Origin of the sequence: Streptomyces sp. WM4235, assembly GCF_001279725.1 — a bacterium.
Lineage (GTDB): Bacteria > Actinomycetota > Actinomycetes > Streptomycetales > Streptomycetaceae > Streptomyces.
The window spans coordinates 39,119-65,205 of record NZ_LGDE01000079.1; the positions used below are offsets into that span (position 1 = coordinate 39,119).

Annotated in this window: 25 protein-coding genes, 1 tRNA gene and 2 pseudogenes; 15 read left to right on the plus strand and 13 right to left on the minus strand. The window is 69.9% G+C overall.

The genetic code is table 11. The annotated features are described in order from the left end of the window. Window positions 1-47: 47 nt before the first annotated feature. Both ADK55_RS08715 and ADK55_RS08720 read left to right on the plus strand, forming a co-directional pair. A complete protein-coding gene (locus ADK55_RS08715) occupies window positions 48-506 on the plus strand; it encodes a phage holin family protein (RefSeq protein WP_053676901.1) in 459 nt (152 codons plus the stop codon). Beyond that, window positions 503-1,462 carry an alpha/beta fold hydrolase gene (locus tag ADK55_RS08720; RefSeq protein WP_053676902.1) on the plus strand — a complete coding sequence of 320 codons (960 nt, stop codon included), beginning with the start codon at window positions 503-505 and terminating at the stop codon, window positions 1,460-1,462. Before ADK55_RS08715 ends, ADK55_RS08720 begins: the two co-directional genes overlap by 4 nt. 413 nt (window positions 1,463-1,875) lie before the next feature. On the opposite strand, the gene ADK55_RS08725 is transcribed toward ADK55_RS08720, so the two are convergent. The 3 genes from ADK55_RS08725 to nth all read right to left on the minus strand — a co-directional run bounded on the left by ADK55_RS08725 (window position 1,876) and on the right by nth (window position 4,830). After that, entirely contained in the window at window positions 1,876-3,081 is a 1,206-nt protein-coding gene (locus ADK55_RS08725; RefSeq protein ID WP_053676973.1) for a MarP family serine protease, read from the minus strand. 13 nt (window positions 3,082-3,094) lie between these two features. Next, window positions 3,095-3,841, minus strand: coding sequence for an NUDIX hydrolase (locus tag ADK55_RS08730; RefSeq protein WP_078998660.1), 747 nt, complete (start codon window positions 3,839-3,841; stop codon window positions 3,095-3,097). Between the two features lie 125 nt (window positions 3,842-3,966). After that, window positions 3,967-4,830 carry an endonuclease III gene (nth, locus tag ADK55_RS08735; RefSeq protein ID WP_053676903.1) on the minus strand — a complete coding sequence of 288 codons (864 nt, stop codon included), beginning with the start codon at window positions 4,828-4,830 and terminating at the stop codon, window positions 3,967-3,969. A 280-nt stretch (window positions 4,831-5,110) separates the two neighbouring features. Here nth and ADK55_RS08740 point away from each other — a divergent pair, with 280 nt between their 5' ends. Next, window positions 5,111-5,785, plus strand: a complete 675-nt coding sequence (locus ADK55_RS08740; RefSeq protein ID WP_003981529.1) for a Crp/Fnr family transcriptional regulator — start codon at window positions 5,111-5,113, stop codon at window positions 5,783-5,785. A 118-nt stretch (window positions 5,786-5,903) separates the two neighbouring features. After that, on the plus strand, window positions 5,904-6,731 hold the full coding sequence (locus tag ADK55_RS08745; protein WP_053676904.1) for a nucleotidyltransferase domain-containing protein: 828 nt from the start codon (window positions 5,904-5,906) through the stop codon (window positions 6,729-6,731). 57 nt (window positions 6,732-6,788) lie between these two features. Here the strand turns inward: ADK55_RS08745 and ADK55_RS40410 are convergent, their stop codons facing one another. From ADK55_RS40410 to ADK55_RS08770, 6 genes and pseudogenes are all read right to left on the minus strand, one after another. Beyond that, a complete protein-coding gene (locus tag ADK55_RS40410; RefSeq protein WP_053676905.1) occupies window positions 6,789-7,085 on the minus strand; it encodes a hypothetical protein in 297 nt (98 codons plus the stop codon). Further along, window positions 7,082-7,927: an MBL fold metallo-hydrolase gene (locus ADK55_RS08755; RefSeq protein ID WP_053676906.1), complete on the minus strand. Its 846-nt coding sequence runs from the start codon at window positions 7,925-7,927 to the stop codon at window positions 7,082-7,084. Before ADK55_RS08755 ends, ADK55_RS40410 begins: the two co-directional genes overlap by 4 nt. Next, window positions 7,924-8,850 carry an NUDIX hydrolase gene (locus tag ADK55_RS08760; RefSeq protein WP_053676907.1) on the minus strand — a complete coding sequence of 309 codons (927 nt, stop codon included), beginning with the start codon at window positions 8,848-8,850 and terminating at the stop codon, window positions 7,924-7,926. Before ADK55_RS08760 ends, ADK55_RS08755 begins: the two co-directional genes overlap by 4 nt. A 115-nt stretch (window positions 8,851-8,965) precedes the next feature. Then, on the minus strand, window positions 8,966-9,439 hold the full coding sequence (locus tag ADK55_RS08765; RefSeq protein WP_053676908.1) for a RidA family protein: 474 nt from the start codon (window positions 9,437-9,439) through the stop codon (window positions 8,966-8,968). Beyond that, window positions 9,436-9,600 carry a DUF4177 domain-containing protein gene (locus ADK55_RS37530; RefSeq protein ID WP_107089134.1) on the minus strand — a complete coding sequence of 55 codons (165 nt, stop codon included), beginning with the start codon at window positions 9,598-9,600 and terminating at the stop codon, window positions 9,436-9,438. Before ADK55_RS37530 ends, ADK55_RS08765 begins: the two co-directional genes overlap by 4 nt. A gap of 166 nt (window positions 9,601-9,766) precedes the next feature. Beyond that, window positions 9,767-10,588: pseudogene (locus tag ADK55_RS08770) on the minus strand (IS110 family transposase); the annotation flags it as partial. 316 nt (window positions 10,589-10,904) lie between these two features. Between ADK55_RS08770 and ADK55_RS08775 the strand changes: the two are divergent. Further along, a complete protein-coding gene (locus tag ADK55_RS08775) occupies window positions 10,905-11,891 on the plus strand; it encodes an ArsA-related P-loop ATPase (RefSeq protein WP_053676909.1) in 987 nt (328 codons plus the stop codon). A gap of 8 nt (window positions 11,892-11,899) precedes the next feature. Further along, on the plus strand, window positions 11,900-13,372 hold the full coding sequence (locus tag ADK55_RS08780; protein ID WP_234349961.1) for an ArsA family ATPase: 1,473 nt from the start codon (window positions 11,900-11,902) through the stop codon (window positions 13,370-13,372). 55 nt (window positions 13,373-13,427) lie between these two features. Here the strand turns inward: ADK55_RS08780 and ADK55_RS08785 are convergent, their stop codons facing one another. Then, window positions 13,428-13,778 (minus strand): WhiB family transcriptional regulator, encoded by a 351-nt coding sequence (locus ADK55_RS08785; protein WP_053676911.1) that lies wholly within the window; start codon window positions 13,776-13,778, stop codon window positions 13,428-13,430. A 386-nt stretch (window positions 13,779-14,164) separates the two neighbouring features. On the opposite strand from ADK55_RS08785, the gene ADK55_RS08790 reads away from it, so the two are divergent. Continuing rightward, on the plus strand, window positions 14,165-16,471 hold the full coding sequence (locus tag ADK55_RS08790) for a transglycosylase domain-containing protein (protein WP_053676912.1): 2,307 nt from the start codon (window positions 14,165-14,167) through the stop codon (window positions 16,469-16,471). Between the two features lie 175 nt (window positions 16,472-16,646). Here ADK55_RS08790 and ADK55_RS08795 read toward each other — a convergent pair whose 3' ends face one another. Next, window positions 16,647-17,108, minus strand: a complete 462-nt coding sequence (locus ADK55_RS08795) for a GatB/YqeY domain-containing protein (RefSeq protein WP_053676913.1) — start codon at window positions 17,106-17,108, stop codon at window positions 16,647-16,649. A gap of 80 nt (window positions 17,109-17,188) precedes the next feature. Between ADK55_RS08795 and ADK55_RS08800 the strand changes: the two genes are divergently transcribed. The 6 genes from ADK55_RS08800 to ADK55_RS08825 all read left to right on the plus strand — a co-directional run bounded on the left by ADK55_RS08800 (window position 17,189) and on the right by ADK55_RS08825 (window position 23,382). Beyond that, window positions 17,189-18,127 carry a metallophosphoesterase gene (locus tag ADK55_RS08800; RefSeq protein ID WP_053676914.1) on the plus strand — a complete coding sequence of 313 codons (939 nt, stop codon included), beginning with the start codon at window positions 17,189-17,191 and terminating at the stop codon, window positions 18,125-18,127. A 262-nt stretch (window positions 18,128-18,389) separates the two neighbouring features. Further along, window positions 18,390-18,463, plus strand: a tRNA-Pro gene (locus tag ADK55_RS08805). Window positions 18,464-18,666: 203 nt separating this feature from the next. Continuing rightward, a complete protein-coding gene (locus ADK55_RS08810; RefSeq protein WP_234349962.1) occupies window positions 18,667-19,557 on the plus strand; it encodes a TIR domain-containing protein in 891 nt (296 codons plus the stop codon). Window positions 19,558-19,570: 13 nt separating this feature from the next. Next, window positions 19,571-20,023 (plus strand): hypothetical protein, encoded by a 453-nt coding sequence (locus ADK55_RS08815; RefSeq protein ID WP_053676975.1) that lies wholly within the window; start codon window positions 19,571-19,573, stop codon window positions 20,021-20,023. Between the two features lie 212 nt (window positions 20,024-20,235). Then, window positions 20,236-21,636, plus strand: a complete 1,401-nt coding sequence (locus ADK55_RS39140; RefSeq protein ID WP_053676916.1) for an MGMT family protein — start codon at window positions 20,236-20,238, stop codon at window positions 21,634-21,636. A 648-nt stretch (window positions 21,637-22,284) separates the two neighbouring features. Then, complete coding sequence (locus tag ADK55_RS08825) at window positions 22,285-23,382, plus strand: hypothetical protein (protein ID WP_234349963.1); 1,098 nt, start codon at window positions 22,285-22,287, stop codon at window positions 23,380-23,382. On the opposite strand, the gene ADK55_RS08830 is transcribed toward ADK55_RS08825, so the two are convergent. After that, on the minus strand, window positions 23,312-24,154 hold the full coding sequence (locus ADK55_RS08830) for a hypothetical protein (protein WP_053676918.1): 843 nt from the start codon (window positions 24,152-24,154) through the stop codon (window positions 23,312-23,314). The genes ADK55_RS08825 and ADK55_RS08830 overlap by 71 nt on opposite strands. A gap of 136 nt (window positions 24,155-24,290) precedes the next feature. On the opposite strand from ADK55_RS08830, the gene ADK55_RS08835 reads away from it, so the two are divergent. Further along, window positions 24,291-24,779: a hypothetical protein gene (locus tag ADK55_RS08835; protein ID WP_234349964.1), complete on the plus strand. Its 489-nt coding sequence runs from the start codon at window positions 24,291-24,293 to the stop codon at window positions 24,777-24,779. Between the two features lie 115 nt (window positions 24,780-24,894). Here the strand turns inward: ADK55_RS08835 and ADK55_RS08840 are convergent. Beyond that, a pseudogene (locus ADK55_RS08840) lies at window positions 24,895-25,320 on the minus strand (LacI family transcriptional regulator); the annotation flags it as partial. Between ADK55_RS08840 and ADK55_RS08845 the strand changes: the two are divergent. Then, a complete protein-coding gene (locus ADK55_RS08845) occupies window positions 25,301-25,954 on the plus strand; it encodes a hypothetical protein (protein ID WP_159041324.1) in 654 nt (217 codons plus the stop codon). The pseudogene ADK55_RS08840 and the gene ADK55_RS08845 sit on opposite strands and share 20 nt — an antisense overlap. Window positions 25,955-26,087 lie beyond the last annotated feature (133 nt).

Consider the following 26,087-nt stretch of genomic DNA (forward strand, 5'->3'; position numbering starts at 1 on the left):
AGTGACGGAGGACAGCCGTCGCCGACGGACGACTTAGGGAGAGATCGATGAGCGCAGTGGACCAAGGGCCGCAAGGAGCCGAGCGCACGCTGGGTCAGCTGGTCGCGTCGGCCACCGCCGAGATGTCCGCCCTGGTGCACGACGAGATCGCCCTCGCGAAGGCGGAGCTGCGCCAGGACGTCAAGCGCGCGGGTGTCGGCAGCGCCGCCATCTCGATCGCGGGAGTGTTCGCGCTCTTCTCGCTGCCGGTGCTGAGCTTCGCCGCCGCGTACGGGATCCACAACCTCGGGCTCGGGCTCGCGTGGTCCTTCCTCATCGTCGGCGTCGCGTTCCTGCTGCTCGCGGGCCTGCTCGCGCTGCTGGCCGTGTCGAAGTTCAAGAAGGTCAAGCCGCCGGAGAAGTCGATCGCCTCCGTCAAGCAGACCGCGGCGGTCGTCGCGACCGTCAAGCCCCACCCGCGCGCGGTGAGTGACAACGCTGTGGGTGTGGCACGCTCGTCCTCATGACCGCCCCCTCGCCCGACTTCGGCACCCCGCCCACTGCCGCCTCCGCGGCACGGATCGACATCCCGGGCGGGAGGGCGGTGACGCACCGGGACGTCGCGGCCAATGGTGCGAGGTTCCACGTGGCCGAGCTCGGTGACGGGCCCCTGGTGCTGCTCCTGCACGGCTTTCCGCAGTTCTGGTGGACGTGGCGGCACCAACTGACCGCGCTCGCCGATGCCGGATACCGCGCCGTCGCGATGGACCTGCGCGGGGTGGGCGGCAGCGACCGCACTCCGCGCGGTTACGACCCGGCGAACCTGGCGCTCGACGTCACCGGGGTCATCCGGTCCCTGGGTGAGCCGGATGCCGCGCTCGTCGGGCACGACCTGGGCGGCTACCTCGCCTGGACGGCGGCCGTGATGCGGCCCAAGCTGGTGCGCCGACTGGTGGTCTCGTCGATGCCGCATCCGAGGCGCTGGCGCTCCGCGATGCTCGCCGACTTCGGGCAGACCCGCGCGAGCTCCCACATCTGGGGCTTCCAGAGGCCGTTCATCCCCGAGCGGCAGCTCGTCGCGGACGACGGGGCGCTCGTGGGGCAGCTGATCCGGGACTGGTCGGGGCCCGTGCCGCCGGCGGAGGAGGAACTGGCCGTGTACCGGCGGGCGATGTGCATCCCGTCCACCGCGCACTGCTCGATCGAGCCGTACCGCTGGATGATGCGTTCCATGGCCCGGCCTGACGGGCTCCAGTTCAACCGGCGCATGAGGCGGCCGGTGCGGGTGCCGACGCTGCACCTGCACGGTTCGCTCGACCCGGTGATGCGTACGCGCAGCGCGGCGGGTTCCGGGGAGTACGTCGAAGCTCCTTACCGGTGGCGGCTGTTCGACGGGCTCGGGCACTTCCCCCACGAGGAGGATCCGACGGCGTTCACGACCGAGCTGGTGAACTGGCTGAAGGACCCCGAGCCGGACCGCTGAGCGGGCACCTGACCGCCCGACACCCCGGCCGTACGCTTGTATGACGAACTTTCAATTGCCGCGCGCATAGGCCAATTGGCCGCTCCGGACGGGATTACCGACCTTGGGGCCCGGGCACAGCTCGATGTATGAGTTGGACGCACGACTACGGTGACACCGCACACGAACACCGCTCGGCCGATGAGCCGGGCACCCATGAGAGGGCGAGCCGAGACGGCCACGACCCTCGACTCGGTATTCCGCGCATCCTGCGTCGCCGCGCCCGCTGGGTGTCGGCACGCCTACGGCATCCTCGGATGTAGCAGCCCCGAAGCGCGGGGGATGACGTACGAGGCCCGTCCATCCGGGTCCCGGCGCACGAGTGCCCGTACTCCCGGAATCGGACGTACGGGCACCCTTGCCGTCGGCTGAACTCAGAGGGCGCAGCCCTGACTGTCGACCGGCCGCACGGAGGTCCTGCCGATCCTGACGTCGTCGCGGACCTCGTCCGCGGTCAGGGCGTAACCGGTGTTCGGGTCGTCCAGCGACTTCGCGAAGACGACCCCGTACACCCTGCCGTCGGGCGTCAGGAGCGGGCCGCCGGAGTTGCCCTGGCGGACGGTCGCGTACAGCGAGTAGACATCGCGTCGCACGGTGCCCCGGTGGTAGATGTCCGGGCCGTTGGCGTTGATGCGGCCGCGGACGCGCGCCGGACGGACGTCGTACGCGCCGTTCTCCGGGAAGCCGGCGACGATCGCGTCGCTGCCGCTCGTCGCGTCCTTCTCGATGAACTCCAACGCCGGCGCCTTCAGTTTGGGCACGTCGATCACGGCGATGTCGCGCGCCCAGTCGTAGAGCACGACCTTGCCGTCGTAGAGCTTGCCCTCGCCGCCGATCTGCACGGTGGGTTCGCGGACGCCGCCGACGACGTGCGCGTTGGTCATCACCTTGCCCGGCGCGAAGACGAAGCCGGTGCCTTCCAGCACCTTGCTGCAACTGGGCGCGGTCCCGACGACCTTCACTATCGAGCGCTTGGCCCGCGCGGGGACGGCGCTGTTGGACAGCGCCGGATCGGGCGGCTTCACCTCGGTGATGGGCTCGTTGGAGAACGGGCTGAACACCTGCGGGAAGCCGTTGCGGGCCAGCGTGGACCTGAAGTCCGAGAACAGGGTGTTCGCCTGCGCGGGCAGCACCTCCGACACCCCGATGAGCACCTTGGAGTTCTGCACCTCCTTGCCCACCGTGGTGGGCAACGCGGCCTGGACGATCACGGATCCGATCAACCAGGCCACCAGCAGCATCGCGACGACGTTGACCAGCGCGCCGCCCGTCGCGTCGAGCGCGCGGGCCGGCGACCACGTGATGTGGCGTCTCAGCTTGTTGCCCAGATGGGTGGTGAAGGCCTGCCCGATCGAGGCGAAGACGATGATGACGACGACGGCGACGACCACGACGGTGGTGGACACCTGGCTGCCGTTGTCGGTCACCCGGTCCCAGACCAGCGGCAACAGGGACACGGCGATGAGACCACCGCCGAGAAAGCCGATCACCGACAGGATGCCGACGACGAAGCCTTGGCGATAGCCGACGATCGCGAACCACACGGCGGCGACCAACAACAGGATGTCCAGCACGTTCACGTGGGTCACCGTCTCACGCGCGCCAGTCGAGCGGGACCTGGCGTGACCGGTCCCACGGACGCTCCCACCCCGCGAAATGCAGGATCCGGTCGATCACTCCGGCGGTAAAACCCCAGACCAGGGCCGATTCGACGGTGAAAGCGGGGCCTTTGAAGCCGCGGGCGTGGACCACGGTCACCCGGTGCTCGGGGTCCGTGAGATCCGCCACGGGAACCGTGAACACCCGAGCCGTCTCCGCCGGGTCGACCACCCGGATCGGGCTGGGATCGCGCCACCAGCCCAGCACCGGGGACACCACGAACTGGCTGACGGGGATGTACAGGCGCGGCAGCACGCCGAAGAGCTGGACCCCCGCGGGATCCAGCCCGGTCTCCTCCTCGGCCTCGCGCAGGGCCGCGCGCAGTGGTCCGGTGGTGTGCGGATCGCCGTCCTCGGGGTCGAGGGCGCCGCCCGGGAAGGACGGCTGTCCCGCGTGCGAGCGGAGGCTGCTCGCGCGTTCCTGCAGCAGCAGTTCGGGGCCGCGCGGCCCCTCGCCGAAGAGGATCAGGACGGCCGACTGGCGGCCCCGCCCGTCCTCGGGGGGCAGGAAGCGGCTCAACTGCTCGGGGCGGACCGTGCGCACGGCCTCGACCACCGGGTCCAGCCACCCGGGCAGGCCCCGGGTGCTGACGGTGACGTCGCCGCGCGGGTCGGCGTACGGCTCCACGGGCCCGGCCGGGGGCGCGCCCGTCACGCTCTCGTCCTTCGTACCCCGCGTCATAGGCGACCCTGCTCCCTGCCGTTGCCGGCGCCGGCGATACTCGACACAACGCGCCCCGACGCCGGATTGGTTCCACCGCGGGCCGCCGTGCGGGGCCCGGGCCCTACTGCCGCACTGCCGTGCCCTCAGGGCGCGGCGACGCCCAGGGGAGGCGCCGGGAGACCCGGGTAGTCCGGCGGCGGGCTCAGCCGCTGCCCCGGATGGCCGCCCTTCTCGTACTTCAGCAGCTTCTTCGCCTTCTCGGGGTCCGTTTCGCCCTCCCCGTACGCCGGGCAGAGGGGCGCGATGGGGCAGGCCCCGCAGGCGGGTTTGCGGGAGTGGCAGATCCGGCGCCCGTGGAAGACGACGCGGTGGGACAGCATCGTCCACTCGCTCTTGGGGAAGATCGCGCAGATCTCCGCCTCGACCTTCTCCGGGTCTTCCTGTTCGGTCCACTTCCAGCGGCGGACGAGCCGGCCGAAGTGAGTGTCGACGGTGATCCCGGGGACGCCGAAGACGTTGCCGAGGACCACGTTGGCCGTCTTGCGGCCCACGCCGGGCAGCGTGACGAGGTCCTCGATCCGGGACGGGACCTCGCCGCCGAAGTTGTCGCGCAGGGCCTGCGAGAGGCCGAGGAGCGAACGTGACTTCGCCCGGAAGAACCCGGTCGGCCGGATCAGCTCCTCCAGGTCCTCGGGGGCCGCCGCGGCCATGTCCTCGGGGGTCGGGTAGGCGGCGAAGAGGGCCGGGGTCGTCTGGTTCACCCGCAGGTCGGTGGTCTGTGCGGACAGGACGGTGGCGACCAGCAGCTCGAAGGGGTCGCGGAAGTCGAGCTCCGGGTGGGCGTACGGATAAACCTCGGCCAGTTCCCGGTTGATGCGACGGGCCCGGCGGACCATCGCGAGGTGCGATTCCGGTCGCGGAGCCTTCGGCGGCTTCTTCGGGGCTTCCGGTTTCTTGGCCGAAGCTTTGCCCTGAGGGCGCGGCGGGACCTTCGGGGACACCTTCATGGGGGCATGTTCGCCCACGGCTGAATTCTGGGTCTCGGTCACTGCCGCGGACCCCTTGGCCTGTGCTCTCACCGGCTTATTGGACACCCGGCCAGCCTAAGGCCGGCCGCCGACACCCGTCCGGACCTCAGGTAACACCACCCTGATTGGTCCCTCGCCGCACAGCACACCCGTACGTCCGGCATCCTTGTGAGGAACGTGATTGATCGCACTGTTTGAGCCGTCCGGCAAAATGGGGGGAAGACGGTCCCCTGAGCCGGTCGACATAGGAGAGAGACTCGTGGACGACGTACTGCGGCGTGCCCCGCTCTTCGCGGCGCTCGATGACGAGCAGGCCGCGGAGCTCCGCGCCTCCATGGGCGAGGTGACCCTCGCGCGCGGAGACGCCCTGTTCCACGAGGGCGACCCCGGTGACCGGCTCTATGTCGTCACCGAGGGCAAGGTGAAGCTGCACCGCACCTCCCCCGACGGCCGCGAGAACATGCTGGCCGTCCTCGGCCCCGGTGAGCTGATCGGCGAACTGTCGCTGTTCGACCCGGGCCCGCGCACCGCCACCGCGACCGCCCTGACCGAGGTCAAGCTGCTGGGTCTGGGGCACGGTGACCTCCAGCCGTGGCTGAACGCCCGACCCGAGGTGGCCACGGCACTGCTGCGCGCCGTCGCCCGGCGCCTGCGCAAGACCAACGACCAGATGTCCGACCTGGTCTTCTCCGACGTGCCGGGGCGTGTCGCCCGGGCGCTCCTCGACCTGTCGCGCCGCTTCGGCGTGCAGTCCGAGGAGGGCATCCACGTCGTGCACGACCTCACGCAGGAGGAGCTGGCCCAGCTCGTCGGCGCGTCGCGCGAGACCGTGAACAAGGCGCTGGCCGACTTCGCGGGCCGAGGGTGGCTGCGCCTGGAGGCACGCGCGGTGATCCTGCTCGACGTGGAGCGACTGGCCAAGCGCTCGCGCTGACGCCCACGGTTTCCTCGGTGGAGGGGTCCTGCCCGGTCGGGCGGGGCCCCTCCTCGCCGTTGCGGCGCCGTACAGAGGGGCTTGGACTGCCGGCCGGGGTGAGGGCAGAGTGGATCACATGGAGCACGGAGGCGGGGAACACAAGGGGCTCGACCCGTACGGCTGTTTCGTACGCGAGGGCTCGCTCAGCCGCGTCCGGGCGGAGTTCGCGCCGGTCGTCGCGGCCGCGCGCGAGCGGATCCCCGAGGCGTACGGCCGGCGGCTGCACAGCGCCTACCTGTACGGGTCCGTGCCGCGCGGGACGGCCCGGCCCGGGAAGTCCGACCTCGACCTGCTGCTCGCCCTGCACCGGGAGCCCGGCGCCGAGGACCGGGACACCGCGGAGGTGCTCGGCCGGGGTCTCGACGAGGACTTCCCGCAGATCGACGGGGTCGGTGTCCTGCTGTACGGCAAGGACACCCTGCTGAGCGAGCCGGAACGGTACGACCTCGGCTGGTTCCTCGCCTGCCTGTGCACCCCGCTGCTCGGCGCCGACCTGGCCGAGCACCTGCCCCGCTACCGGCCCGACGGGGTCCTCGCCCGGGAGACCAACGGCGGGCTGGCGGGCCTGCTCCCCGGCTGGCGGTCCAGGATCCGGGAGGCCTCGACCCCGGAGGAGTACCGGCGGCTGAGCCGGTCCTTCGCCCGCCATCTGGTGCGGACCGGCCTCATGCTGGTCATGCCCCGCTGGGGTGGCTGGACCAGCGACCTCGTGGAGTCCGCGGAGATCTTCGGCCGCTACTACCCGGGGCGCCGCGCGGCGCAGATGCGGGCCGCGGCGGCGGTGGCGCTGGAACCGGTCGGGGACCCGGGGGTCCTGTCGACCTATGTCGACGACCTGGGGCCGTGGCTCGCGGACGAGTACACCGCCCGGCACGGGACGAGGACGCCGCGCCCGACTGGCTGATCGGCGGACGCCGGTGGGCCGATCGGCGTACGCCGGTGGGCGCCGGTGGACTGCGCGTCAGGCCGGCTGATCGGTCAGCGCCTCGACCGCCTGCTTGGCCTCCAGCAGACCGGAGCCGGTGACGCGCCGGTGGACGCGGATCGCCTCGACCTGGCGCCCGGCGCGCACCAGGGCCCGTACCTCGTCCAGCCCGACCGGCTCCGGCTCCTCGATCCCGAAGTGGTCCAGGACCAGGCCCAGACGGCGTTCCAGGCCGTCGGCCCGGCGTTCGAGTGCCTTCATCCGCAGTGTGACCGTCGAGGTGATCCACGCGGCCGCGGCGATCAGCGCGAGCAGCAGGAACAGCGTGTTCATTCGGGTCCCCCAGAGATCAGTCCGTGATCTTGAAGGTACTCCAACTGCGCTCGAACGGACCATTCCGCGGCGGGCCACAGGGACGGATCCACGTCCGCGTAGACCCGGGCCACGACCGCCTCGGGAGTGCGGAAACCGTTCTCCACGGCCGTCTCGACCTGCGCGAGGCGATGCGCCCGGTGCGCCAGGTAGAACTCCACCGCGCCCTGCGCGTCGTCCAGTACCGGACCGTGGCCGGGGAGCACGGTGTGGACCCCGTCGTCGACGGCGAGCGAGCGCAGCCTGCGCAGCGAGTCCAGGTAGTCGCCGAGCCGCCCGTCGGGGTGCGCGACGACGGTCGTGCCCCGGCCCAGGATGGTGTCGCCGGTCAGGACGGCACGGTCGGCGGGCAGGTGGAAGCAGAGCGAGTCCGAGGTGTGGCCCGGGGTCGGGACCACGCGCAGCTCCAGACCGCCGAGTCGGATCACGTCCCCGGCGGCGAGCCCCTCGTCGCCCAGCCGCAGCGCGGGGTCGAGCGCCCGCACCTTCGTGCCGGTCAGCTCCGCGAACCGGCCCGCGCCCTCGGCGTGGTCGGGGTGGCCGTGGGTGAGCAGGGTCAGCGCGACCCGCTTGCCGGCCTTCTCGGCGACGTCGACGACCGCCTTCAGGTGCGCCTCGTCCAGCGGGCCCGGGTCGATGACGACGGCGAGGTCGGAGTCCGGTTCGGAGACGAGCCAGGTGTTGGTGCCGTCCAGGGTCATGGCGGACGGGTTGGGGGCCAGGATGTTGACCGCCCGGGCGGTCGCGGGGCCGGAGACCACCATTCCGCGAGGCTGGCCGGGCAGTGCGGCGGCGTCGGTCATGCGGTGGCTCCTCCGGGGTTTCCGGGTCGGACGCGCTTGGTGAACTCGTCGTGGCCGGGCCAGCTGAGCACCAGCTCGCCGTTCTCCAGGGTGGCCTGCGCGAGCACCGGGGTGAGGTCCTGACCCGCGGCGGCCGCGAGGGCGTGCGCTGGGCTGTCGTAGGGCTCCAGGGAGCGCAGGGTGGAGATCGTCGGCGGCATCATGAGCAGCTCGCCCTTGTCGTAGCCGGCGGCGGCGTCGGCGGGCCGGATCCAGACGGTCCGGTCGGCCTCGGTCGAGGCGTTGCGGGTGCGCTGGCCCTCGGGGAGCGCGGCGACGAAGAACCAGGTGTCGTAGCGACGGGGCTCGAACTCCGGGGTGATCCACCGGGCCCACGCGCCGAGCAGGTCGGACCGCAGGAGGAGGCCCCGGCGGCCGAGGAACTCGGCGAAGGACAGCTCGCGGGCCACCAGGGCCAGCCGGTCGGCCTCCCAGTCGTCGGCCGTGGTGTCGCCGACGACGCTGTCCGGGGTCTCGCCCGCCAGCAGGACTCCGGCCTCCTCGAACGTCTCGCGTACCGCGCCGCAGACGATCGCCTGGGCGGTACGGGGGTCCGTGCCCAGCCGCGCCGACCAGTCCGCGAGGCTCGGCCCGGCCCAGCCGACGAGGTGCTCCTCGTCGCGGGGGTCCACCCCGCCACCGGGGTAGGCGTACGCCCCGCCCGCGAAGGCCATCGAGGTGCGGCGGCGGAGCATGTGCACGGCGGGGCCGCCGTCGGTGTCCCGCAGCAGCATCACCGTGGCCGCGCGCTTGGGCGCCACGGGCGTGAGGGCGCCGTCCGCGAGCGCGCGGATGCGGTCGGGCCACTCGGGCGGGTACCACTGGCCTCCGGCGGGGGTGGGGCCGGTGGGGGTGTTCTGCTGTCCGTGCTCACCGTTCGGCATGGCGGGATGCTACGGGGATCCGGCCCGATGTTCGAGAGCCGCCGCCCGTGCCCGGGCCTCGGGGTCGGCGTGCGGGTGGCGGGGCTCCGTCGCGGAGCCCCGCCACGCGAAGGGATCAGGCGTCGGGGGTGAGCTCGACCTGGATCTCGACCTCGACCGGCGCGTCCAGCGGCAGGACCGCCACACCGACGGCGCTGCGGGCGTGCACGCCCTTGTCGCCGAGGACGGCGCCGAGCAGCTCGCTCGCACCGTTCAGCACGCCCGGCTGGGCGGTGAAGTCGGGCGCCGAGGCGATGAAACCGACGACCTTGACGACGCGCGCGATCTTGTCGAGGTCACCGACCACCGACTTGACGGCGGCCAGGGCGTTCAGCGCGCACGTGGCGGCCAGTTCCTTGGCCTGCTCCGCCGAGACCTCGGCACCGACCTTGCCGGTGACCGGCAGGCTGCCCTTGACCATCGGGAGCTGGCCCGCGGTGTACACGTACACGCCCGATCGGACCGCCGGCTGGTAGGTGGCCAGCGGCGGCACGACCTCGGGCAGGATCAGGCCGAGCTCGGCCAGCCTCGCGTCGACGATCCCGCTCATGCCGACTTCTCCCGCTTCAGGTAGGCCACGAGCTGCTCGGGGTTGTTCGGCCCGGGCACGACCTGGACGAGCTCCCAGCCGTCCTCGCCCCAGGTGTCCAGGATCTGCTTGGTGGCGTGGACCAGCAGCGGGACGGTCGCGTATTCGAACTTCTTGGTCATGGGAGCGAGCGTAGTGCCTGTCGCGCGGGGCTCACGCGCGCCCCGGAACGCGCGTGGTCCCACCCCCCTCGTCCGTCCGTCGCGACTACCGGCCGGCCGCCCGAAGTGCGGGCGCCGACGACCCGCCCGCCACACCCACCACACCCGCCCCGTCGTGGGCGTCCGGGGCGTCCCCCTGCAGGGCGACGGCCTTGGCCAAGGCTTGGGCGAGGTCGTCGGCGGCCGTGCACGCGGCCGCCAGCTGGAGCAGGAGGGCGAGCGTCTGGCGGCCGAGGGCCTCCTCGACCAGCGGCGGCTGGCGGGCCCACTCGGCACGGAAGACCGCGCGGAGCCGCTCCACCTCGGCTTCGATCCCCCGCCTGCGACCGGCTCGTTTGAGGGCCGCGGTGATCTGGGTCCGGGTCAGCCGGGCGGCCCTGGCCGGGGTCGGGGCCGCCTTGAGGAGTTCGCGCGCCTCGGGACGGAAGATCCCGTTCGGGCCGTGCGCGGCGGCGGCCAGGGCGGCGGGGTAGTACTCGCGCAGCAGGGACCGGAGCTGATGGGAGATCTGCTGGCGGTGCCAGGTCGCGTCCTGCTGTGCGCGGGCGAGGACGGTGACGGCGCGGGCCGGCTCGGAGTCCGTCGACAGCGGTTGGAGGGTGTGCATGTCGGTGCGCAGGATGTGCGCCAGCACCAGGGCGTCGCCGTGGTCGGACTTCTCGTGGGCGACCGTGTGTCGGGTGCGGTGACGGGCGGCTGCCGTCGGATCGATGACGAAGACCTGCCGCGCGCCGGTCCGCAGCACGGCGACGAGCAGGCCCCGGGAGGTCTCGATGGCGACCGGGATCGGGGCGTCCCTGGTGTCTCCGTACTCGGCGAGCAGGTGTAGCAGGCGCTGGTAACCGGCCGCGTCGTCGGTGATGCGGCGTGCGGCCAGGAGCCGGCCGTCGGCATCGACGAGGGCGATGTCGTGGGTCTTGTCCGCCCAGTCGATTCCGCAGTAGATCAAGGTGTTCCCTCCCCGGGATCGCAGGTGTTCGCGCTGGTCACGAGCAGGTGCGGGCCGCGCGGCACGCTCGCTCCGGACGTCGGTGCACGGAACCCGGAGGGCTCGGGCGCATCGAGGGACCAGCGTGCGGGCGGGCTCGCGCCACCACTCCAACGAGTGATCAAGGTGTGTGGTGGTGACGTCCAGGAGGACGCCCGTCACGACCGCTCCGTTGCGATGCCCGAGGCCCGGCCGTAACGGACCTCACGGCGCGAACGCACCGACGAGGCCACCCGGCACCCCCGCACGCGGGCCGGAGGAATTAGGCTCGGACGCTGTGAGCAGGCTCCAGGTGGTCAGCGGCAAGGGCGGCACCGGCAAGACCACGGTCGCCGCGGCACTCGCGCTCGCCCTCGCACGCGAGGGCAGGCGGACTCTTCTCGTGGAGGTCGAGGGCAGGCAAGGCATCGCGCAGCTCTTCGGCGCGGAGGCGCTCCCGTACGAGGAGCGGAAGATCGCGGTCGCACCCGGCAGGGGCGGTGGCGAGGTGTACGCGCTCGCCATCGACGCCGAACGCGCGCTGCTGGACTACCTCCAGATGTTCTACAAACTCGGTTCGGCCGGCCGCGCCCTGAAGAAGCTGGGCGCGATCGACTTCGCGACGACCATCGCGCCGGGCCTGCGCGACGTCCTGCTGACGGGCAAGGCCTGCGAGGCGGTCCGGCGCAAGGACAAAACCGGACGGTTCGTCTACGACCACGTGATCATGGACGCCCCGCCGACCGGACGCATCACCCGCTTCCTGAACGTCAACGACGAGGTGGCGGGGCTGGCCCGGTTCGGGCCGATCCACAACCAGGCGCAGGCCGTCATGAAGGTGCTCAAGTCACCGGACACGGCGGTCCACCTGGTCACCCTCCTGGAGGAGATGCCCGTCCAGGAGACCGCGGACGGCATCGCGGAACTGGTCGCGGCGGGCCTCCCGGTCGGCAGGGTCGTCGTGAACATGGTCCGACCGCACCACCTGGACGAGGACACCCTGCGCGCGGCGGCCGGCGAGCACCGGGCCGACGTGGCGAAGGCCTTGTCCCGGGCCGGCCTGGGCGGCGCGCGGCGCGGCGGACTGGCCGAGCGGCTGGTGGACCCTCTGCTCATGCAGGCCGCCGAGCACGCGAGCCGGGTGCAGCTGGAGCGCGAGCAGCGCACCGTACTGGAGGGGCTGCCCGTGCCGACGTACGAACTCCCCCTGCTCGGCGGGGGGATGGACCTGGCCGGGCTCTACGAGCTGGCGACGGAGCTGCGGAAGCAGGCGGGCGACGAATGAGCGAGGCCATGGGCGCGAGCACGGGCATGAACACTCCGCCGCCACTGGCGGTCGACGCACTGCTGGACGATCCGAAGACCCGCATCATCGTGTGCTGCGGCGCGGGCGGGGTCGGCAAGACCACCACGGCCGCGGCGCTGGGCGTGCGGGCGGCGGAGCGCGGCCGGAAGGTCGTCGTGCTCACCATCGACCCGGCGCGCAGGCTGGCCCAGTCGATGGGCATCGACTCGCTGGACAACACCCCGCGCCGCGTCAAGGGCGTGGGCACCGGCGACGACGGCGGGGACGGGGACGGCGGCGATGGCGGCGAACTGCACGCCATGATGCTGGACATGAAGCGGACCTTCGACGAGATCGTCGAGGCGCACGCGGACGGCGAGCGGGCCCAGGCCATCCTGGCGAACCCCTTCTACCAGTCCCTGTCAGCCGGTTTCGCCGGCACGCAGGAGTACATGGCGATGGAGAAGTTGGGCCAGCTGCGGGCCAAGGACGACTGGGACCTGATCGTCGTCGACACCCCGCCGAGCCGGTCCGCGCTGGACTTCCTGGACGCGCCGAAGCGCCTGGGGTCCTTCCTCGACGGGAGGTTCATCCGGGTCCTGATGGCTCCGGCGAAGGTCGGCGGCCGGGCCGGGATGAAGTTCTTGAATGTCGGCATGTCGATGATGACGGGCACGCTGAGCAAACTGATGGGTGCCTCGCTCCTCAAGGACGTGCAGACCTTCGTGGCCGCGATGGACACGATGTTCGGCGGCTTCCGCACCCGCGCGGACGCCACCTTCCGGCTGCTCCAGGCCCCCGGTACGGCCTTCCTCGTGGTCGCCGCGCCCGAACCCGACGCCCTGCGCGAGGCCGCGTACTTCGTGGAGCGGTTGGCGGCGGACCGCATGCCGCTGGCCGGCCTGGTGCTGAACCGGGTGCACGTGAGCGGAGCCGACCGGCTGTCCGCGGAGCGGGCGTTGGCCGCCGCAGAGAATCTTGAAGACGGCGGCATTGTCGATCAGGAGTCCGGGAAAGCTGGACTTCGTGACGCGGCCGCGGAGGCCGCCGCCCCCGCCCCGGGGGCTCTCGAAACCGGCTCCCCCAGCGCCGGCACGACCGAGCACGGCACGGCCCGGCACACGACCGACGAGCACGGCACGGACCGACCCACGACGCACCAGGACGGCACGGACAGGCACGATCCGAACCGGCACGGCATTGACCGGGACGCCGCCGTCACACCCGACGCCGATGGCGAAGGCGAAGGCAACGACGATGACGACGCCGACGTGGACGCGATCACGGCAGGACTGCTGCGCCTGCACGCCGAGCGGATGCAGGTGATCGCGCGCGAACGACGCACGCACGATCGTTTCACCTCGCTGCACCCCGAGGTGGCGGTGGCCGAAGTGGCCGCCCTGCCCGGCGATGTACACGACCTCGCCGGGCTGCGGGCCATCGGAGAGCGGCTCGCGGCCGGGGTTCCGGCCGGAGCGTAGGCGTTTCGTACGCGACTCCCCGGGGGAAGTCCGTGCGCGGGACCGACCGGGTGATCTACCCGGCAGCCGCGTACGTCTCGTACGGAACGTCGATCTCCGCGTCGACATCCATGGTGAGGATGCCCGTACTGCGCTCGTATTCCGTACGAGCGGTTTCGAGCAGCCGTCGCCACGAGGTGACGGTGGGACGCCGGCGCAACAGTGCGCGTCGTTCCCGCTCGGTCATTCCGCCCCATACTCCGAACTCGACACGATTGTCGAGCGCGTCGGCCAGGCACTCGGTCCGCACCGGACATCCGGTGCACACCGCCTTGGCCCTGTTCTGTGCCGCTCCTTGAACAAACAGTTCATCCGGATCGGTAGTGCGGCAGGCTGCCTGCGCACTCCAGTCGGTAACCCAGCCCATCCCGGCGCCGTCCTCTCCCGAATCGAGGCTCCCCCACGGCGGTAGCGGCATATTCACCGCTGCCAGTTGAGGACGTTACGGAAGGTGGGCACAGTGCAACACCCCCGTCGGGCCCAATCTTGAATGGTCCGAACGGACTATGGGTAAGCGGCAGATCACCCGACGGAGTGATCGCACGACATGCCCGACCATTCCGGCGATCCGGGTGAAATCGGCGGCGGACCATCAGAGCGAACGGCGGGATTCGGACATCTGTCCACCCCATTCGGGAAGGGTGAAATTCAAGCCGAAGGGTTGATGTCACGCCGCACTGCTGTGACAGTTGGGGACAGCTTAGGCCAAGGCATTCGCGCGTGTCCGGCGAATGAGAACGTAGGCTGCCCTCCATGGGAAAGAAGCGCTCGGGCGGCGGGCTCACGGGGCCACAGCAGGCCGCCAAGTTCCTCGGTGTGTCTGTCCTCTCCGGAGTCGTACTGGCCGGAATCGCGATCCCGGGCGCCGGCGCCCTGGGTCTCGCGGCCAAGGGAACGGTCGAGGGTTTCGATGAGATCCCGGCCAATCTCAAGACACCTCCGTTGAGCCAGCGCACCACGATTTTGGACGCTGAGGGTGGCCTGATCGCCACCGTCTATTCACGCGACCGTCAGGTGGTTCCCCTGACGGCCATCTCGCCGTACATGCAGAAAGCGATCGTCGCGATCGAGGACTCGCGCTTCTACGAACACGGCGCGGTCGACCTCAAGGGCATCCTGCGCGCGGTCAACCGCAACGCACAGGAAGGCGGCGCCGCACAGGGCGCCTCCACCCTTACCCAGCAGTACGTGAAGAACGTGTTCGTCGAAGAGGCCGGCGACGACGAGACGAAGGTGCGCGAGGCGCAGGAGAAGAGCCTCGGGCGGAAGATCCGCGAGCTGAAGTACGCGATCCAGGTCGAAGAGGAACTCGGCAAGAAGAAGATCCTCGAGAACTACCTGAACATCACCTACTTCGGGCAGCAGGCCTACGGAATCGAGTCGGCTGCCCAGCGGTACTTCAGCAAGCCGGCCAAGGACCTCACCCTGGAGCAGTCCGCGCTGCTGGCCGGCGTCGTGCAGTCGCCGACCCGGTTCGACCCGGTGAACGACTCGCAGGAGGCGATGAAGCGCCGCAACGTCGTCCTCCAGCGGATGGCCGACATGAAGGACGTCTCGCAGGCGGAGGCCGACCAGGCGAAGCTGAAGCCCGTCACGCTGAAGGTGACCCGGCCCAAGAACGGCTGCATCACGGCCGTCAAGGGCGCGGGCTTCTTCTGTGACTACGTCCGCAACAGCTTCCTCACCGACCCGGTCTTCGGCAAGACGCGCGCGGAGCGGGCGAAGGTCTGGAACCAGGGCGGCCTGACGGTCCGTACGACGCTGGACCCGCAGTCGCAGGACTCGGTCAACGAGTCGATCAAGGACCACGTCGACCAGGAGGACAAGGTCGCGACGGCCGTGACGCTGGTGCAGCCCGGCACCGGTCGGGTCCTCGGCATGGGCCAGTCGAAGCCGTACGGCTTCGGCAAGAACGAGACCCAGATCAACTTCTCGGTCGACAAGCGGCTGGGCGGCTCCAACTTCGGCTTCCCGACCGGCTCGACGTTCAAGCCGTTCGTGGCGGCGGCGGCCATCGAGGGCGGCGTCCCGCCGACCAAGATGTACGCCTCCCCCTACGAGATGGAGTACCCGAGCCCGGTGCAGACCTGTGGCGACAAGCCCTGGGTCAACACCGAGAAGGCCAGGGTGGAGAACGAGTCGGAGAGCGAGGTCGGCCCCTACGGCATGAAGGAGGCGATGGCCAAGTCCATCAACACCTACTTCGTGGAGATGATCTCCGAGGCCGGGCTCTGCCCGATCACCGAGATGACCGGCAAGCTCGGCGTGAAGCCGGCCGACGGCACCAAGCTTCCCGAGGTCCCGGCCATCGCGCTCGGCACCGAGGGCATGTCGCCGCTGACCATGGCCAACGCGTACGCGACCTTCGCCAACCGCGGCGTCCACTGCACCTCGGTCGCCATCGAGTCGATCACCGACTCGCACGGCAAGGCACTCGCCGTGCCGAAGTCGAAGTGCGAGCGCGTGATGTCGGAGAAGACCGCCGACACCATCAACACGCTGCTGCTCGGCGTGGTCGACACCGGCGGTACCGGTGCCGCGGCCGGTCTCACCGACCGGCAGAGCGCGGGCAAGACCGGTACCACCGAGAACCGCTGGAACGCCTGGTTCGTCGGCTACACCCCCAACATGTCCGGCGCGACCTGGGTCGGATCGGGCGGCGCCAAGCAGGTACAGATGGAGAACATCTCCATCGGCGGCGAGTACTACGACAAGGTCTACGGCGGTGGCCTGCCCGGCCCGATCTGGAAGCAGGCGGTCTCCGGCGCCCTCTCGGGCCGCGAGTCGCTGAGCTTCTCCACGGTCTCCATCCCGGAGACCGCCTCCCCGGCCGGCGGCCCGCGCGGCAACAAGCCGAACCCGCCCGCCACGCCGAACCGACCCGGCAAGCCGAACCGGCCCGGCGGTGACAACAAGCCCGGCGACGGTCGGCCCGGCGGACAGACGGCCGCCGGCGCCACCGGCGGCAACCCGGGCGGCACCAACGGGAACGACAACGGCGGCAGGACCGGCGGATTCAGCTTTCCCCCCGGTCTGATCGGCGGACCCGAACCCCGCTGACCGCCCGCGCGGCAACGTAAAGAGAGCGGCGACGTAAAGAGAAGGCCGTAAAGAGAAGAGAGGGAGGGCCCCCGGCCGGATGCGGCTGGGGGCCCTCCCTCTTGTCTTCCGTGGACCAGTCCTTCGCGGACCGGTCGTCCGTGGACCGGTCCTCCGCGGACCGGTCCTCCGCGGACTAGGAGAGCAGCTTCTTCACGGTGGCGGCGACGCGGCCGCCCTCCGCCAGACCCGCGACCTTCGGGTTCACGATCTTCATGACCGCGCCCATGGCCCGCGGCCCCTCGGCGCCCGCCGCCTTGGCCTCCTCGACCGCCTGCGACACGATCGCGGTCAGCTCGTCGTCGGAGAGCTGCTTGGGCAGGTACTTGTCGAGGAACTCGCCCTCCAGCGTCTCCCGCGCGGCCGACTCGGCACGACCGCCCGCGGCGAACGCCTCCGCGGCCTCACGGCGCTTCTTCGCCTCCTTGGCGATCACCTTGAGGACCTCGTCGTCGGAGAGCACCCGTGCTTCCTTGCCCGCGACCTCGGCGTTGGTGATGGCGGAGAGGGTCAGGCGCAGCGTGGACGAGGCGAGTTCGTCGCGCGCCCTGATGGCTGCGGTGAGGTCTTCCTGGAGCTTGGCCTTGAGCGTGGTCATGCACATGAGTCTGCCAGGTGTGGGGGCATCGCCGCCCGCCGGTTTTCCTCGCGAGCCGTCGAGGGTGCGACGATGGGGGCATGCGTGCGCGTTACGGAGTACCACTGAAGGTCACGGCCGCGGTCGCGGCCGTGGGGGCCGCGGGTGTGGCCTATGCCGCCGGGTTCGAGGCGAGGTCGTTCCGGCTGCGTCGGGTGACGGTCCCCGTCCTGCCCCGAGGGATGCGCCCCTTGCGCGTCCTACAGGTGTCGGACATCCACATGGTCGGCGGGCAGCGCAAGAAGCGCGCCTGGTTGCAGTCCCTGGCCGGTCTGCGCCCCGACTTCGTCGTGAACACCGGCGACAACCTCTCCGACACGGAGGGCGTTCCCGAGGTGCTGGACGCCCTCGGCCCGCTGATGGACTTCCCCGGCGTGTACGTCTTCGGATCGAACGACTACTACGGGCCCCGGCTCCGCAACCCCGGGCTCTACCTGATCGAGAAGCTCCAGGGCCGGCACGGGCTGAACGGCAACAAGCCGGTCGTCGGCGCCGTCCACAACCCGTGGGAGGAGTTGCGGGACGCCTTCGACGCGGCGGGTTGGCAGAACCTCACCAACACGCGGGCCCGGCTGAAGCTGGACGGCCTGGAACTCGCCTTCACCGGACTCGACGACCCGCACATCAAGCGGGACAGGTACGGAATGGTCGCGGGCGGCCCCGAGGCGGACGCGGACTTCTCGATGGCCGTGGTGCACGCCCCGTACCTGCGCACGCTGGAGTCCTTCACCACCGACGGATACCCACTGATCCTGGCCGGTCACACGCACGGCGGGCAGCTGTGCGTCCCCTTCTACGGGGCGCTGGTCACCAACTGCGACCTCGACACGAAGCGGGTGAAGGGCCTGTCCACGCACGAGAGCGGCGGGAACCGCGCCTACCTGCACGTCTCGGCGGGCTGCGGAACCAACAGGTTCACGCCCGTACGCTTCGCCTGCCCGCCCGAGGCCACCCTGTTGACACTCACCCCCAAGGCGTGAATCGGGCAGCACCCGACGTCCTCGTCACCGTCCCGTTCCGCGCCCTGATCGCCCTGGCCGTACGGCTCCGACCGGGGCGCGCTGAACGCCCTGGCCCTGGGCGCCGTCTTCTACGCGCTCGGCCTTGCCCTGGTGGCGGCGGACCGCTTCAGCCCGGACCTCCGCCCGAGCCGGGCCTCCCGCGAAAACCGGATTTCGTCTCCGGCCGACGGTCCGCTAAAGTAATCGATGTCGCCAGGCAGCAAGTCTGCAAGGCGGCGATCGGGGTGTAGCGCAGCTTGGCAGCGCGCTTCGTTCGGGACGAAGAGGTCGTGGGTTCAAATCCCGCCACCCCGACTTCGTAAGACCAGGTCAGGGGCCTGATCCACTCAGTGGATCAGGCCCCTGTTTGGCGTTTGCCCCTGTCTTGGGAGCCATCGGGGAGCCGACCTCCGAATCCGGCTCCCCTCATCGAGGCCTGAGTGTCGGTACCTGCCGCTACCGTCGCTGAAGACAGTTCCCTCTCGACCGTGAGTGGTGAGCAAGACATGGCAGACCGAGTGGGCGAGGACGACACAGATCCTCGCAAGGTGTTCGTGATCCACGGACGAAACGAGCTCGCTCGCAAGGGGCTCTTCGAGTTCCTGCGCGCCATCGGCCTCGATCCAATCGAGTGGTCCGAGGCCATTCAGATGACCGGCAAGGGCTCCCCGTACATCGGCGAGGTCCTCGACACGGCGTTCAGCAGTGCACAAGCAGTGGTCGTCCTGCAGACGCCCGATGACGTCACCTACCTCCACGAGAGTCTGACGTACGCCGGCGATCCCGAGTGCAACCCACAGATGCAGCCCCGGCCGAATGTCCTGTTCGAGGCAGGGATGGCCATGGGCCGCGACGAGAACCGCACCGTGATCGTGGAACTCGGGCAGGTGAAGGTCTTCAGTGACATTCACGGCAGACACGTGATCCGCCTCGACGGCTCCGTGCGCAAGCGGCAGGACCTCGCGATGCGCCTACAGACTGCCGGGTGTGCCGTGCGACTGACCGGTACAGATTGGCACGACGCGGGCGACCTCACCCCTCCTGTCACCCCGGGCGGCGGGCTCCCCCTGGGCCGGAAGCTACCGTCGTCACAGGCAGCGGGTATGCCCCGGCTCAGCGCTCGGTACGTCGACAATGGCCCCAAGAAGATGGGGGCCGTACAGATCACCAATCACGGCCCCGGCGACGTCTACGACCTGGACGTACGGGCTGACGCAGGGGAGGAGCTCATCACTCGCAGCCAGGCCGACTTCCCGGTCCCCAAGCTGCCGGCTGGGAAGTCCGTTCGGTTGCTCACCTCTCGCTCCCTGGGGTGGTCCGGAGCAAGCTCGTACTTCAACGTCGTCCTGTCGGGCAAGACCGTCGACGGTGTGCCGATCGAGGTCGAAGAGTTCGTGGATGGGGCGTGACGTGGAGATCCCAATGAGTCTGCCTCTCGACAACGACGGCTTCTTGCGCCGGGAATGCCCGCACTGCGTTGATCAGTTCAAGTGGCACCACGGGCCGGCGAATGCGGAGGCCGAGCAGCAGCCGTCGCCAACTACCTACTACTGCCCTCTGTGCGGGCAGCCAGCGGGGCCGGACTCCTGGTGGACGCGGGAACAGATCGACTATGCCGGGGGCCTGATGGCTCCAGTCGCAGCACGGATGGCGGAGCAGGAGCTGAAGGCCACCCTCAAGCAGGCACGCAGCAAGTACGTGAAGGTCGATCTCAGGGGCAGTGTGGATACCCCGGAGACGCCTTCGCCGCTCGTGGAGCCCGACGACATGGTCATCGTGACCTCCCCTTGCCACTCGTACGAGCCGGTGAAGGTCCCCGATGACACGTCGGGCCCGTATCACTGCCTCGTATGCGGTCAAGCCTTCGCCGTCTGATCCCAGACGGTACAAACAGAAGTTGCGGTAGGCGTCGGCGCCCCATCCCGCGGTGATCTCGTGCGGTGGGGGCACCGGCATCGCCCACGACCCGACTTAGAAGTCGGCCCCACCCCGTCCGTGATCTACCGGAAGCAGCTGCCCCGGGGCACGGTCCGCACGTAGGCTCGGCGCGAGAGCGCCTGGACGGCGGACTGGGGCAGGGGGACAGCGTGGATCATCTCTTCACCGTCGAAGGGGCCTTGGCCGTACGCATAGCACCGACCGCGCTCGCAGCGGAGGGGCTCCTCGAACGACAGCACCTCCAGGAGTGGGTGATCGCGCACCCTCAGGTCCTCGGCGATTCGGTGCTCGTGATCACCTCCGAGTTCGATCGGTGGGCCGACACGGACGGGGTGCCGGCGCGCGACCGCTTGGACGTCCTGGGCCTGGATGCCACCGGTCGCCTCGTGGTGGTCGAGCTGAAGCGGGGTACCGCCGACCGTGACGTCCACCTCCAGGCGATCACTTACGCCGCCCTGGTGTCCAGGTTCGACCTCGACACGCTGGCCCAGGCGCACCGCGACTTCAGGAAGGGTCGGGGCGAGAACCTCGAACTCGACACGTGCCGCCAGCGCCTCCTGGACCACGTGGACGGGGACTGGAGCCCTGAACTGCTCCAGCGCCCCCGGCAGGTGATCATCGCTGGCGACTTCCCCAAGCAGGTCACCCACACCGTGGTGTGGCTGTCGGAGATGAACCTCGACATCGACCTCATCCAGGTGGGCCTGTGGAAGGTGAAGGACCAGCTCGTTGCCGGCTTCACCAAGGTCTACCCCACCCCGGAGGTGGAGGAGTTCACTCTCGCTCCGGCCAGGATCGAGGCCAAGGCCGCGGCCCAGAAGTTGGAGGAACGTTCGCGGGCCCAGAACGCCGTGCACGTCATCGTCGGCGCCGGACTGATCCCGGATGGGGCCCTGCTCCGGCTGACGCCGAGGCATGGAGTGACCGAAGGCATCCGCGAGGACATCCTGGCCTGGGTCGGTGAGGACCGCAGCCGAGCAAGTGTCACGTGGAACAACAACACCGCCAAGCCACTGACGTGGAAGGTTGACGGCAAGCCGTACACCCCGACCGGACTGGCCAACCACATCTTCACCAGCGTGACCGGCCGCAAAGCCGACGGCATACAGGGCACCACCTGGTGGGACATCGACACCGCCCACGTCCCGGACACCGTCGACCCCGACGAATGGGCAGCACTGGCCGGCACCAACCTCACTGGCCTGGCCAAGCAGTTCAACGGCACCGGCAAGGACTGGACGGTCCTGCACACCCTCCTGAACGCCGTCCCCGCCGGACGGTGGACGACCTACGGGGATGTGGCAGCCGTGATCAGCAGCCACGCCGTCCCGGTCGGCACCCACTTGGCAACCTGCGGCCAGTGCCCCAATGCCTGGCGGGTCCTCAATGCATCGGGCCGCGTCAGCCCCGGCTTCCGCTGGAACGACCCCACCCGCACAGACTCACCCGCCGACGTCCTGGCGACAGAGGGCGTCCGTTTCGATGCAGGGGCAGCGGATCCGACTGCGCGCCTGTCCGCTGACGCCCTGAAGACCCTCCCCGGCGACTGACCTCGAACCGCCGTAGAGGCCGGCCGGGAACCGGCCCCGGAAAGCCCACCGCACAGCTTGTGCCCACCGGATCGCTGACGGTACGACGATCACATGCACCGTTGGACACCGATCAACGATCGCCAACTAGCCCTCCTCACACGCATCGGGGAGGGAAGCGACCCGGTCACGTCAGAATCCCCGGAGCTCGCCCTCACTGCGCGTGCCCTGAAGGACCGGGGCCTCATCACCATGCCGAAGGAGGGCGGGCGGTGGCAGGCGGAGATCTCCGATGCTGGGCGCTTCTACCTCCAGCACGGCCATCACCCAGACCGGCCTAGACCCGCGCCTCGAAGGTCCTGCACGACAGCGGCCGCCACTGCGGCGACCCAAGAGTCTGAGCTTCCCGAGCCCAAGACCCCAGCGGAACCCAAGCCTCGTGTTCAGCGTGCGCCCAAGGTTCCACAGCTCTCCCCCGCGGACATCGGGGCGGCCTTAATCGCGGAGGTGCAGCAGGCTGGGCGCTTCTTGCGCATCCCGGCTCCGGGTGAGGCGGAACGGGCCCGGTACCGGCGGGCCTTCGATGCGGCGAGGCAGTGTCCCCCGGCCGGATACCACCTGAAGTACACCGGGCGGGCCAAGGGAGACATCAGCTTCGGGCTGCTCCGGGTGAACGGCGAGGACGACACCGAGTGGAACCGCATCAGGCTCGCACGCAGCAGGACTCTGACCGACGTCGACGATGTGATCGCGGCGGTCGAGAAGGACCACAGTGCCTTCGAAGTCTCGGAGGAGGTACTCCCCCGAGTTCTGTCTCTGCTCCGGCTGTTCGCCGAGCGCGCCTTCGCCCTCCATGGCGAGATCACGGTCTCCAGGAAACGCAAGCAGCCGAGGCCCCAGCTCACCGTCCATGGCATCACGTGCGAGATCAGCTTCCGTGAGCGACAGAGGCAGGTCCGGTACGTGCCCAAGCAGTCGGGCCGGCGCACGTACGACTGGCAGCGGGTGACGCCGGCGCACCGGTCCGAGCCTTCCGGGGAGCTTGAGTTGCGCCTGGGCATCAAAAGGGAGTGGGCCGACGCCGACAGGAGCCCGTTGGAAGACCAGATCGATGAGGTCTTCAAGGTGCTGAAGGCACGTGCGCAGGAGCAGGAGCGGGCCAGGCTGAAGCACGAGGCAGAGCAGCGCCGCCTACGGGAGGAGCGCGACGCGGAGCAGCGTCGGCTGCAGGAGGAGCGGGCGAGGCAGGAAGCCGAACGCCAACGGGTGGAAGCGGAGAAGCGGCAGCGGACTCAGGAGAAGTGGGAGGCCGCGGTCAGCGTGGCTTCGATCAAGGCGGTTGACGCGGCGCGGGCCGAGCAGTTCGGGACGGCTCTGGACCAGTGGCGAGCCGTCGGCGAGATCCGGGCGTTCTGCGACGCGTTGGACGAGGCCGCTGCCCAGGCGGATGACCCCGTCGAGGCAGAGAGCCTTCGGGAGTGGTCGGCCTGGGGACAGTCCGAAGCAGCCCGGCTGGATCCAATCCTGAGCCGCAAGGGGCTCCGCGGGCGGAACTTCCACGCGGAGCCGACGGGTGACCAGCTTCGTCCGTTCCTCGACGGCTGGCACCCGCACCGTCCCAAGAAGGAGAAGCCGCCGGCGGAGCCCGCTCCGGCCCAGCCCGAGGCGCGGCCGGAGCCGGAGCGCTCGCGCGCGTTCAGCGACGAACGTCTGGACCAAGGCTGGAGATATGGACGCCCAGGTCGCGCTCAATGGTGGAGGCGATGACACCGTGGCCCCGGTCGCGGAGCGCCTTCACGGCCCGCTCGACCAGTTCCCCGAGTCGCAGTACCTCGGCCCGCAGCGCGACCAGTTCGTCGTGGCGCTCCGCCTTCTCCTGTCCGCACCACTCCCGCACCATGCGCAGGGCTTCCTTCTCCGCGTCCAGCCTTCGGTCGTCCCGACGCTGGTAGCCGTACCAGGAAGATCGTTCGCGCTCCTCCTCCATGGCGCGCTGCCGCCGGTCGACCTCCGGCAGGATCTCCTCGGACAGCCGCTGGGCGACCTGGCGTGCTATCCGCTCGGTGATCGGCCAGCCCACCAGACAGCAGCCTTTGCGGTCCTCGTGGACCATGGGGTCGTCACGTAGTCGGGCAGCGTCCATGCCGACGAGGGGCGCGGTCTCGTCGAGGTGCCCGAGTTCCAGGACGCCCGCGTCGGCCACCGCTTTCCGCAGACGTAGCCGGCCCTTGGGTCGGACGAAGCCCAGGATCATCCGGGCCGCCTCGAATTCGGCGCTCCCCCGCGCTGCCCTCGATGCCTCGGCCAGGGCCAGCTCCGCCGCGTCGTCCGCCCGGAAGAGTTCGACGTCAGGCCAGAGGGCGACCAGGCAACTGGGGCTCACCCACTCCTGCAGGCCGGCCGCGTCACCGTCCAGGAATCGCACGTGGACGCTCCCGGACCTGCCTGAGCCGCCCGCTCTGACGATCTCCACCCGGCTGAGTGCACCGCCCAGTTCCTTGGGCCTTGATCGATAGGCCCAGTGCTCCCCGATCTTCATTCCTCCATTGAGCCAGGTCACCGGCGGCGCCGGATGCCGAACGCCGGATCGGTGGCCTGTCCGGTTTCCGCCGTTCGATCGGAAGCGGTCTGGGAGAAGATCGTTGTCAGCGTTCTACCGAAGGGGACTACCGCACATGACCGACCACCAGGACCGGACCTGCGGGCGACCTACCCGCTCGGGGAGTCCGTGCAAGATCCGGATATCGGGTTCGGACGTGGCGTGCGGCACGCACGCCACGAAGCAGGACAAAGCCGTGGCCGAGGCACATCGGCGCGGGTGGAGCGAGGGCTACAGGTCGGGCAACGAGAGCAGCACGAGCTTCTCCAAGTCACGGATCGAACGGCTGGAACATCGTGTCGAGGAACTTGAGGAGCAACTGGACGCCACGAGGCGCGTCTACCAGGTCGACGGCCACCAGGTCGTAGAGGTCGGCAGGTACAGCTACCGCTGGCGTGGGAGCGAGCCGCTCGAAGTCGGTGATCGGGTGCTGCTGCCAGAGAACTACGTGAGCCGTATGAAGGACGGCCCGGGCCCTACCGCAGGCGTGGTGAGCAAGCTCGGCACCACCTACCGCGGCCAGTTGTCCGACATCGTCAGGCGCGCTCCGGCGACGGGCAAGTAGATCGGGATTCGGCTTCGACTGTAGAGGCTCTCGCCGATGGGGCAGACCCGGCCTCCTTCGGGAGGGCCGGGCCTGCACGTTCGCAGCGGTAGACCTGTCAGCGACTACACGTCGCTCACAGAAGCCGGTCGAGAGAAGAGACAGGGGACGTCGGGCCCATCTCACGGCGGGCGGCGAGCGCTGTCTCCCACTGTTGGGTGAGGCCGGCCATGAGGCGCCGCCGCATGCCGGGCGTGACGTGGGCGTAGCGGGCGGAGACCGAGCCGTCGATGTGGCCCATGCGCTCGTCCATGAGGACCTTCTCCGTGCCGAGGTCCTCCATGAGCGTGCGGTGGGAATGACGTAGGCCGTGCGGGGTGAGGCCCCTGGCGATGGCCGTCCAGCAGGCGTCGGCGCGGCCCTGGGCGTTGCGGCCCCTGACCGGTATGCCCGGGAAGGGGTCGCCGAGGAGCGGAACGGGACGGGGCTCCTGCGGCGCCTTCTTCGGGTACCAGCCCGTCGTCGCCGGGTGGAAGAGCCAGGTGGCGAAGCCGTTGCGGCGGGGCATGATTCCTGCGTTCGACGTCGAGATTCGCCACAACTACGACGTGGCCGACCTGCGGACAGACTTGACCGCCGACCAGGTAGCCAGTGGCTTCACTGACCATCACGGGTACGAGAGCCTCGGCCTGCCCAGTTGGCAGGACGTCGCGGAGTGCCTCAGCGCTGAGGCCGAGATCCTCGCGCAGGCTGCACAGTCGAGTGCTTCTGACGGCATCAAAGAAGTACTTGACGCGATCGACGACGAGGACGGGGTGGAATTCGTCGAGCTCATGGCGGCGTTCTTCGGGAACGATGTCGGAGTGGCTGGCCTGAGCTTGGCCCTCAGCGCGGCTCGGGGAGCCACCTTCTACTCCTGCTCCAGCGGTCTCGATAGTCACCACCATGCCGAGTACCCGATGGTGGGCGTCGTGCCTGACGCTCAGCGAGCGAGCCTGCTCGCCGAACTCGCAGAACGCGCCGGCTGCGGAATCGGACAGCAGTGGGGACGCTGGTACCTGAATGCCGAGTCGGTGAGTTCTATGCACACCCTTGGGCAGTTGATCCTGGAACAGCGAGAGGCGTTTGACGCGCTTCCAGAACCGAAGTGGGTCGATGGCCTTGCCGAGCAGCTCGAGCGGATCAACGACTACTGATCGGACCTTCTGGAAGCCGCGCGGGGGCCGCCGAGCAGGCGCGCTACCCCTCCCTGAGCCCAGGAAGTGGCCATCAGCTCGGTTCGGCCTGCTCATCCTTGGGCGGAACAGGCCGCAGGTCGTCTATTCGGTC

Excerpts from the sequence above, each read along its gene's own strand:
- ADK55_RS08715 (WP_053676901.1), top strand. The coding sequence starts at position 48 with ATGAGCGCAGTGGACCAAGGGCCGCAAGGAGCCGAGCGCACGCTGGGT.
- ADK55_RS08720 (WP_053676902.1), top strand. The coding sequence starts at position 503 with ATGACCGCCCCCTCGCCCGACTTCGGCACCCCGCCCACTGCCGCCTCC.
- ADK55_RS08730 (WP_078998660.1), bottom strand. The coding sequence starts at position 3,841 with ATGACGCGGGGTACGAAGGACGAGAGCGTGACGGGCGCGCCCCCGGCC.
- nth (WP_053676903.1), bottom strand. The coding sequence starts at position 4,830 with ATGAAGGTGTCCCCGAAGGTCCCGCCGCGCCCTCAGGGCAAAGCTTCG.
- ADK55_RS08745 (WP_053676904.1), top strand. The coding sequence starts at position 5,904 with ATGGAGCACGGAGGCGGGGAACACAAGGGGCTCGACCCGTACGGCTGT.
- ADK55_RS40410 (WP_053676905.1), bottom strand. The coding sequence starts at position 7,085 with ATGAACACGCTGTTCCTGCTGCTCGCGCTGATCGCCGCGGCCGCGTGG.
- ADK55_RS08755 (WP_053676906.1), bottom strand. The coding sequence starts at position 7,927 with ATGACCGACGCCGCCGCACTGCCCGGCCAGCCTCGCGGAATGGTGGTC.
- ADK55_RS08760 (WP_053676907.1), bottom strand. The coding sequence starts at position 8,850 with ATGCCGAACGGTGAGCACGGACAGCAGAACACCCCCACCGGCCCCACC.
- ADK55_RS08765 (WP_053676908.1), bottom strand. The coding sequence starts at position 9,439 with ATGAGCGGGATCGTCGACGCGAGGCTGGCCGAGCTCGGCCTGATCCTG.
- ADK55_RS37530 (WP_107089134.1), bottom strand. The coding sequence starts at position 9,600 with ATGACCAAGAAGTTCGAATACGCGACCGTCCCGCTGCTGGTCCACGCC.
- ADK55_RS08780 (WP_234349961.1), top strand. The coding sequence starts at position 11,900 with ATGGGCGCGAGCACGGGCATGAACACTCCGCCGCCACTGGCGGTCGAC.
- ADK55_RS08785 (WP_053676911.1), bottom strand. The coding sequence starts at position 13,778 with ATGGGCTGGGTTACCGACTGGAGTGCGCAGGCAGCCTGCCGCACTACC.
- ADK55_RS08790 (WP_053676912.1), top strand. The coding sequence starts at position 14,165 with ATGGGAAAGAAGCGCTCGGGCGGCGGGCTCACGGGGCCACAGCAGGCC.
- ADK55_RS08795 (WP_053676913.1), bottom strand. The coding sequence starts at position 17,108 with ATGACCACGCTCAAGGCCAAGCTCCAGGAAGACCTCACCGCAGCCATC.
- ADK55_RS08800 (WP_053676914.1), top strand. The coding sequence starts at position 17,189 with ATGCGTGCGCGTTACGGAGTACCACTGAAGGTCACGGCCGCGGTCGCG.
- ADK55_RS08815 (WP_053676975.1), top strand. The coding sequence starts at position 19,571 with ATGAGTCTGCCTCTCGACAACGACGGCTTCTTGCGCCGGGAATGCCCG.
- ADK55_RS08830 (WP_053676918.1), bottom strand. The coding sequence starts at position 24,154 with ATGAAGATCGGGGAGCACTGGGCCTATCGATCAAGGCCCAAGGAACTG.
- ADK55_RS08835 (WP_234349964.1), top strand. The coding sequence starts at position 24,291 with ATGACCGACCACCAGGACCGGACCTGCGGGCGACCTACCCGCTCGGGG.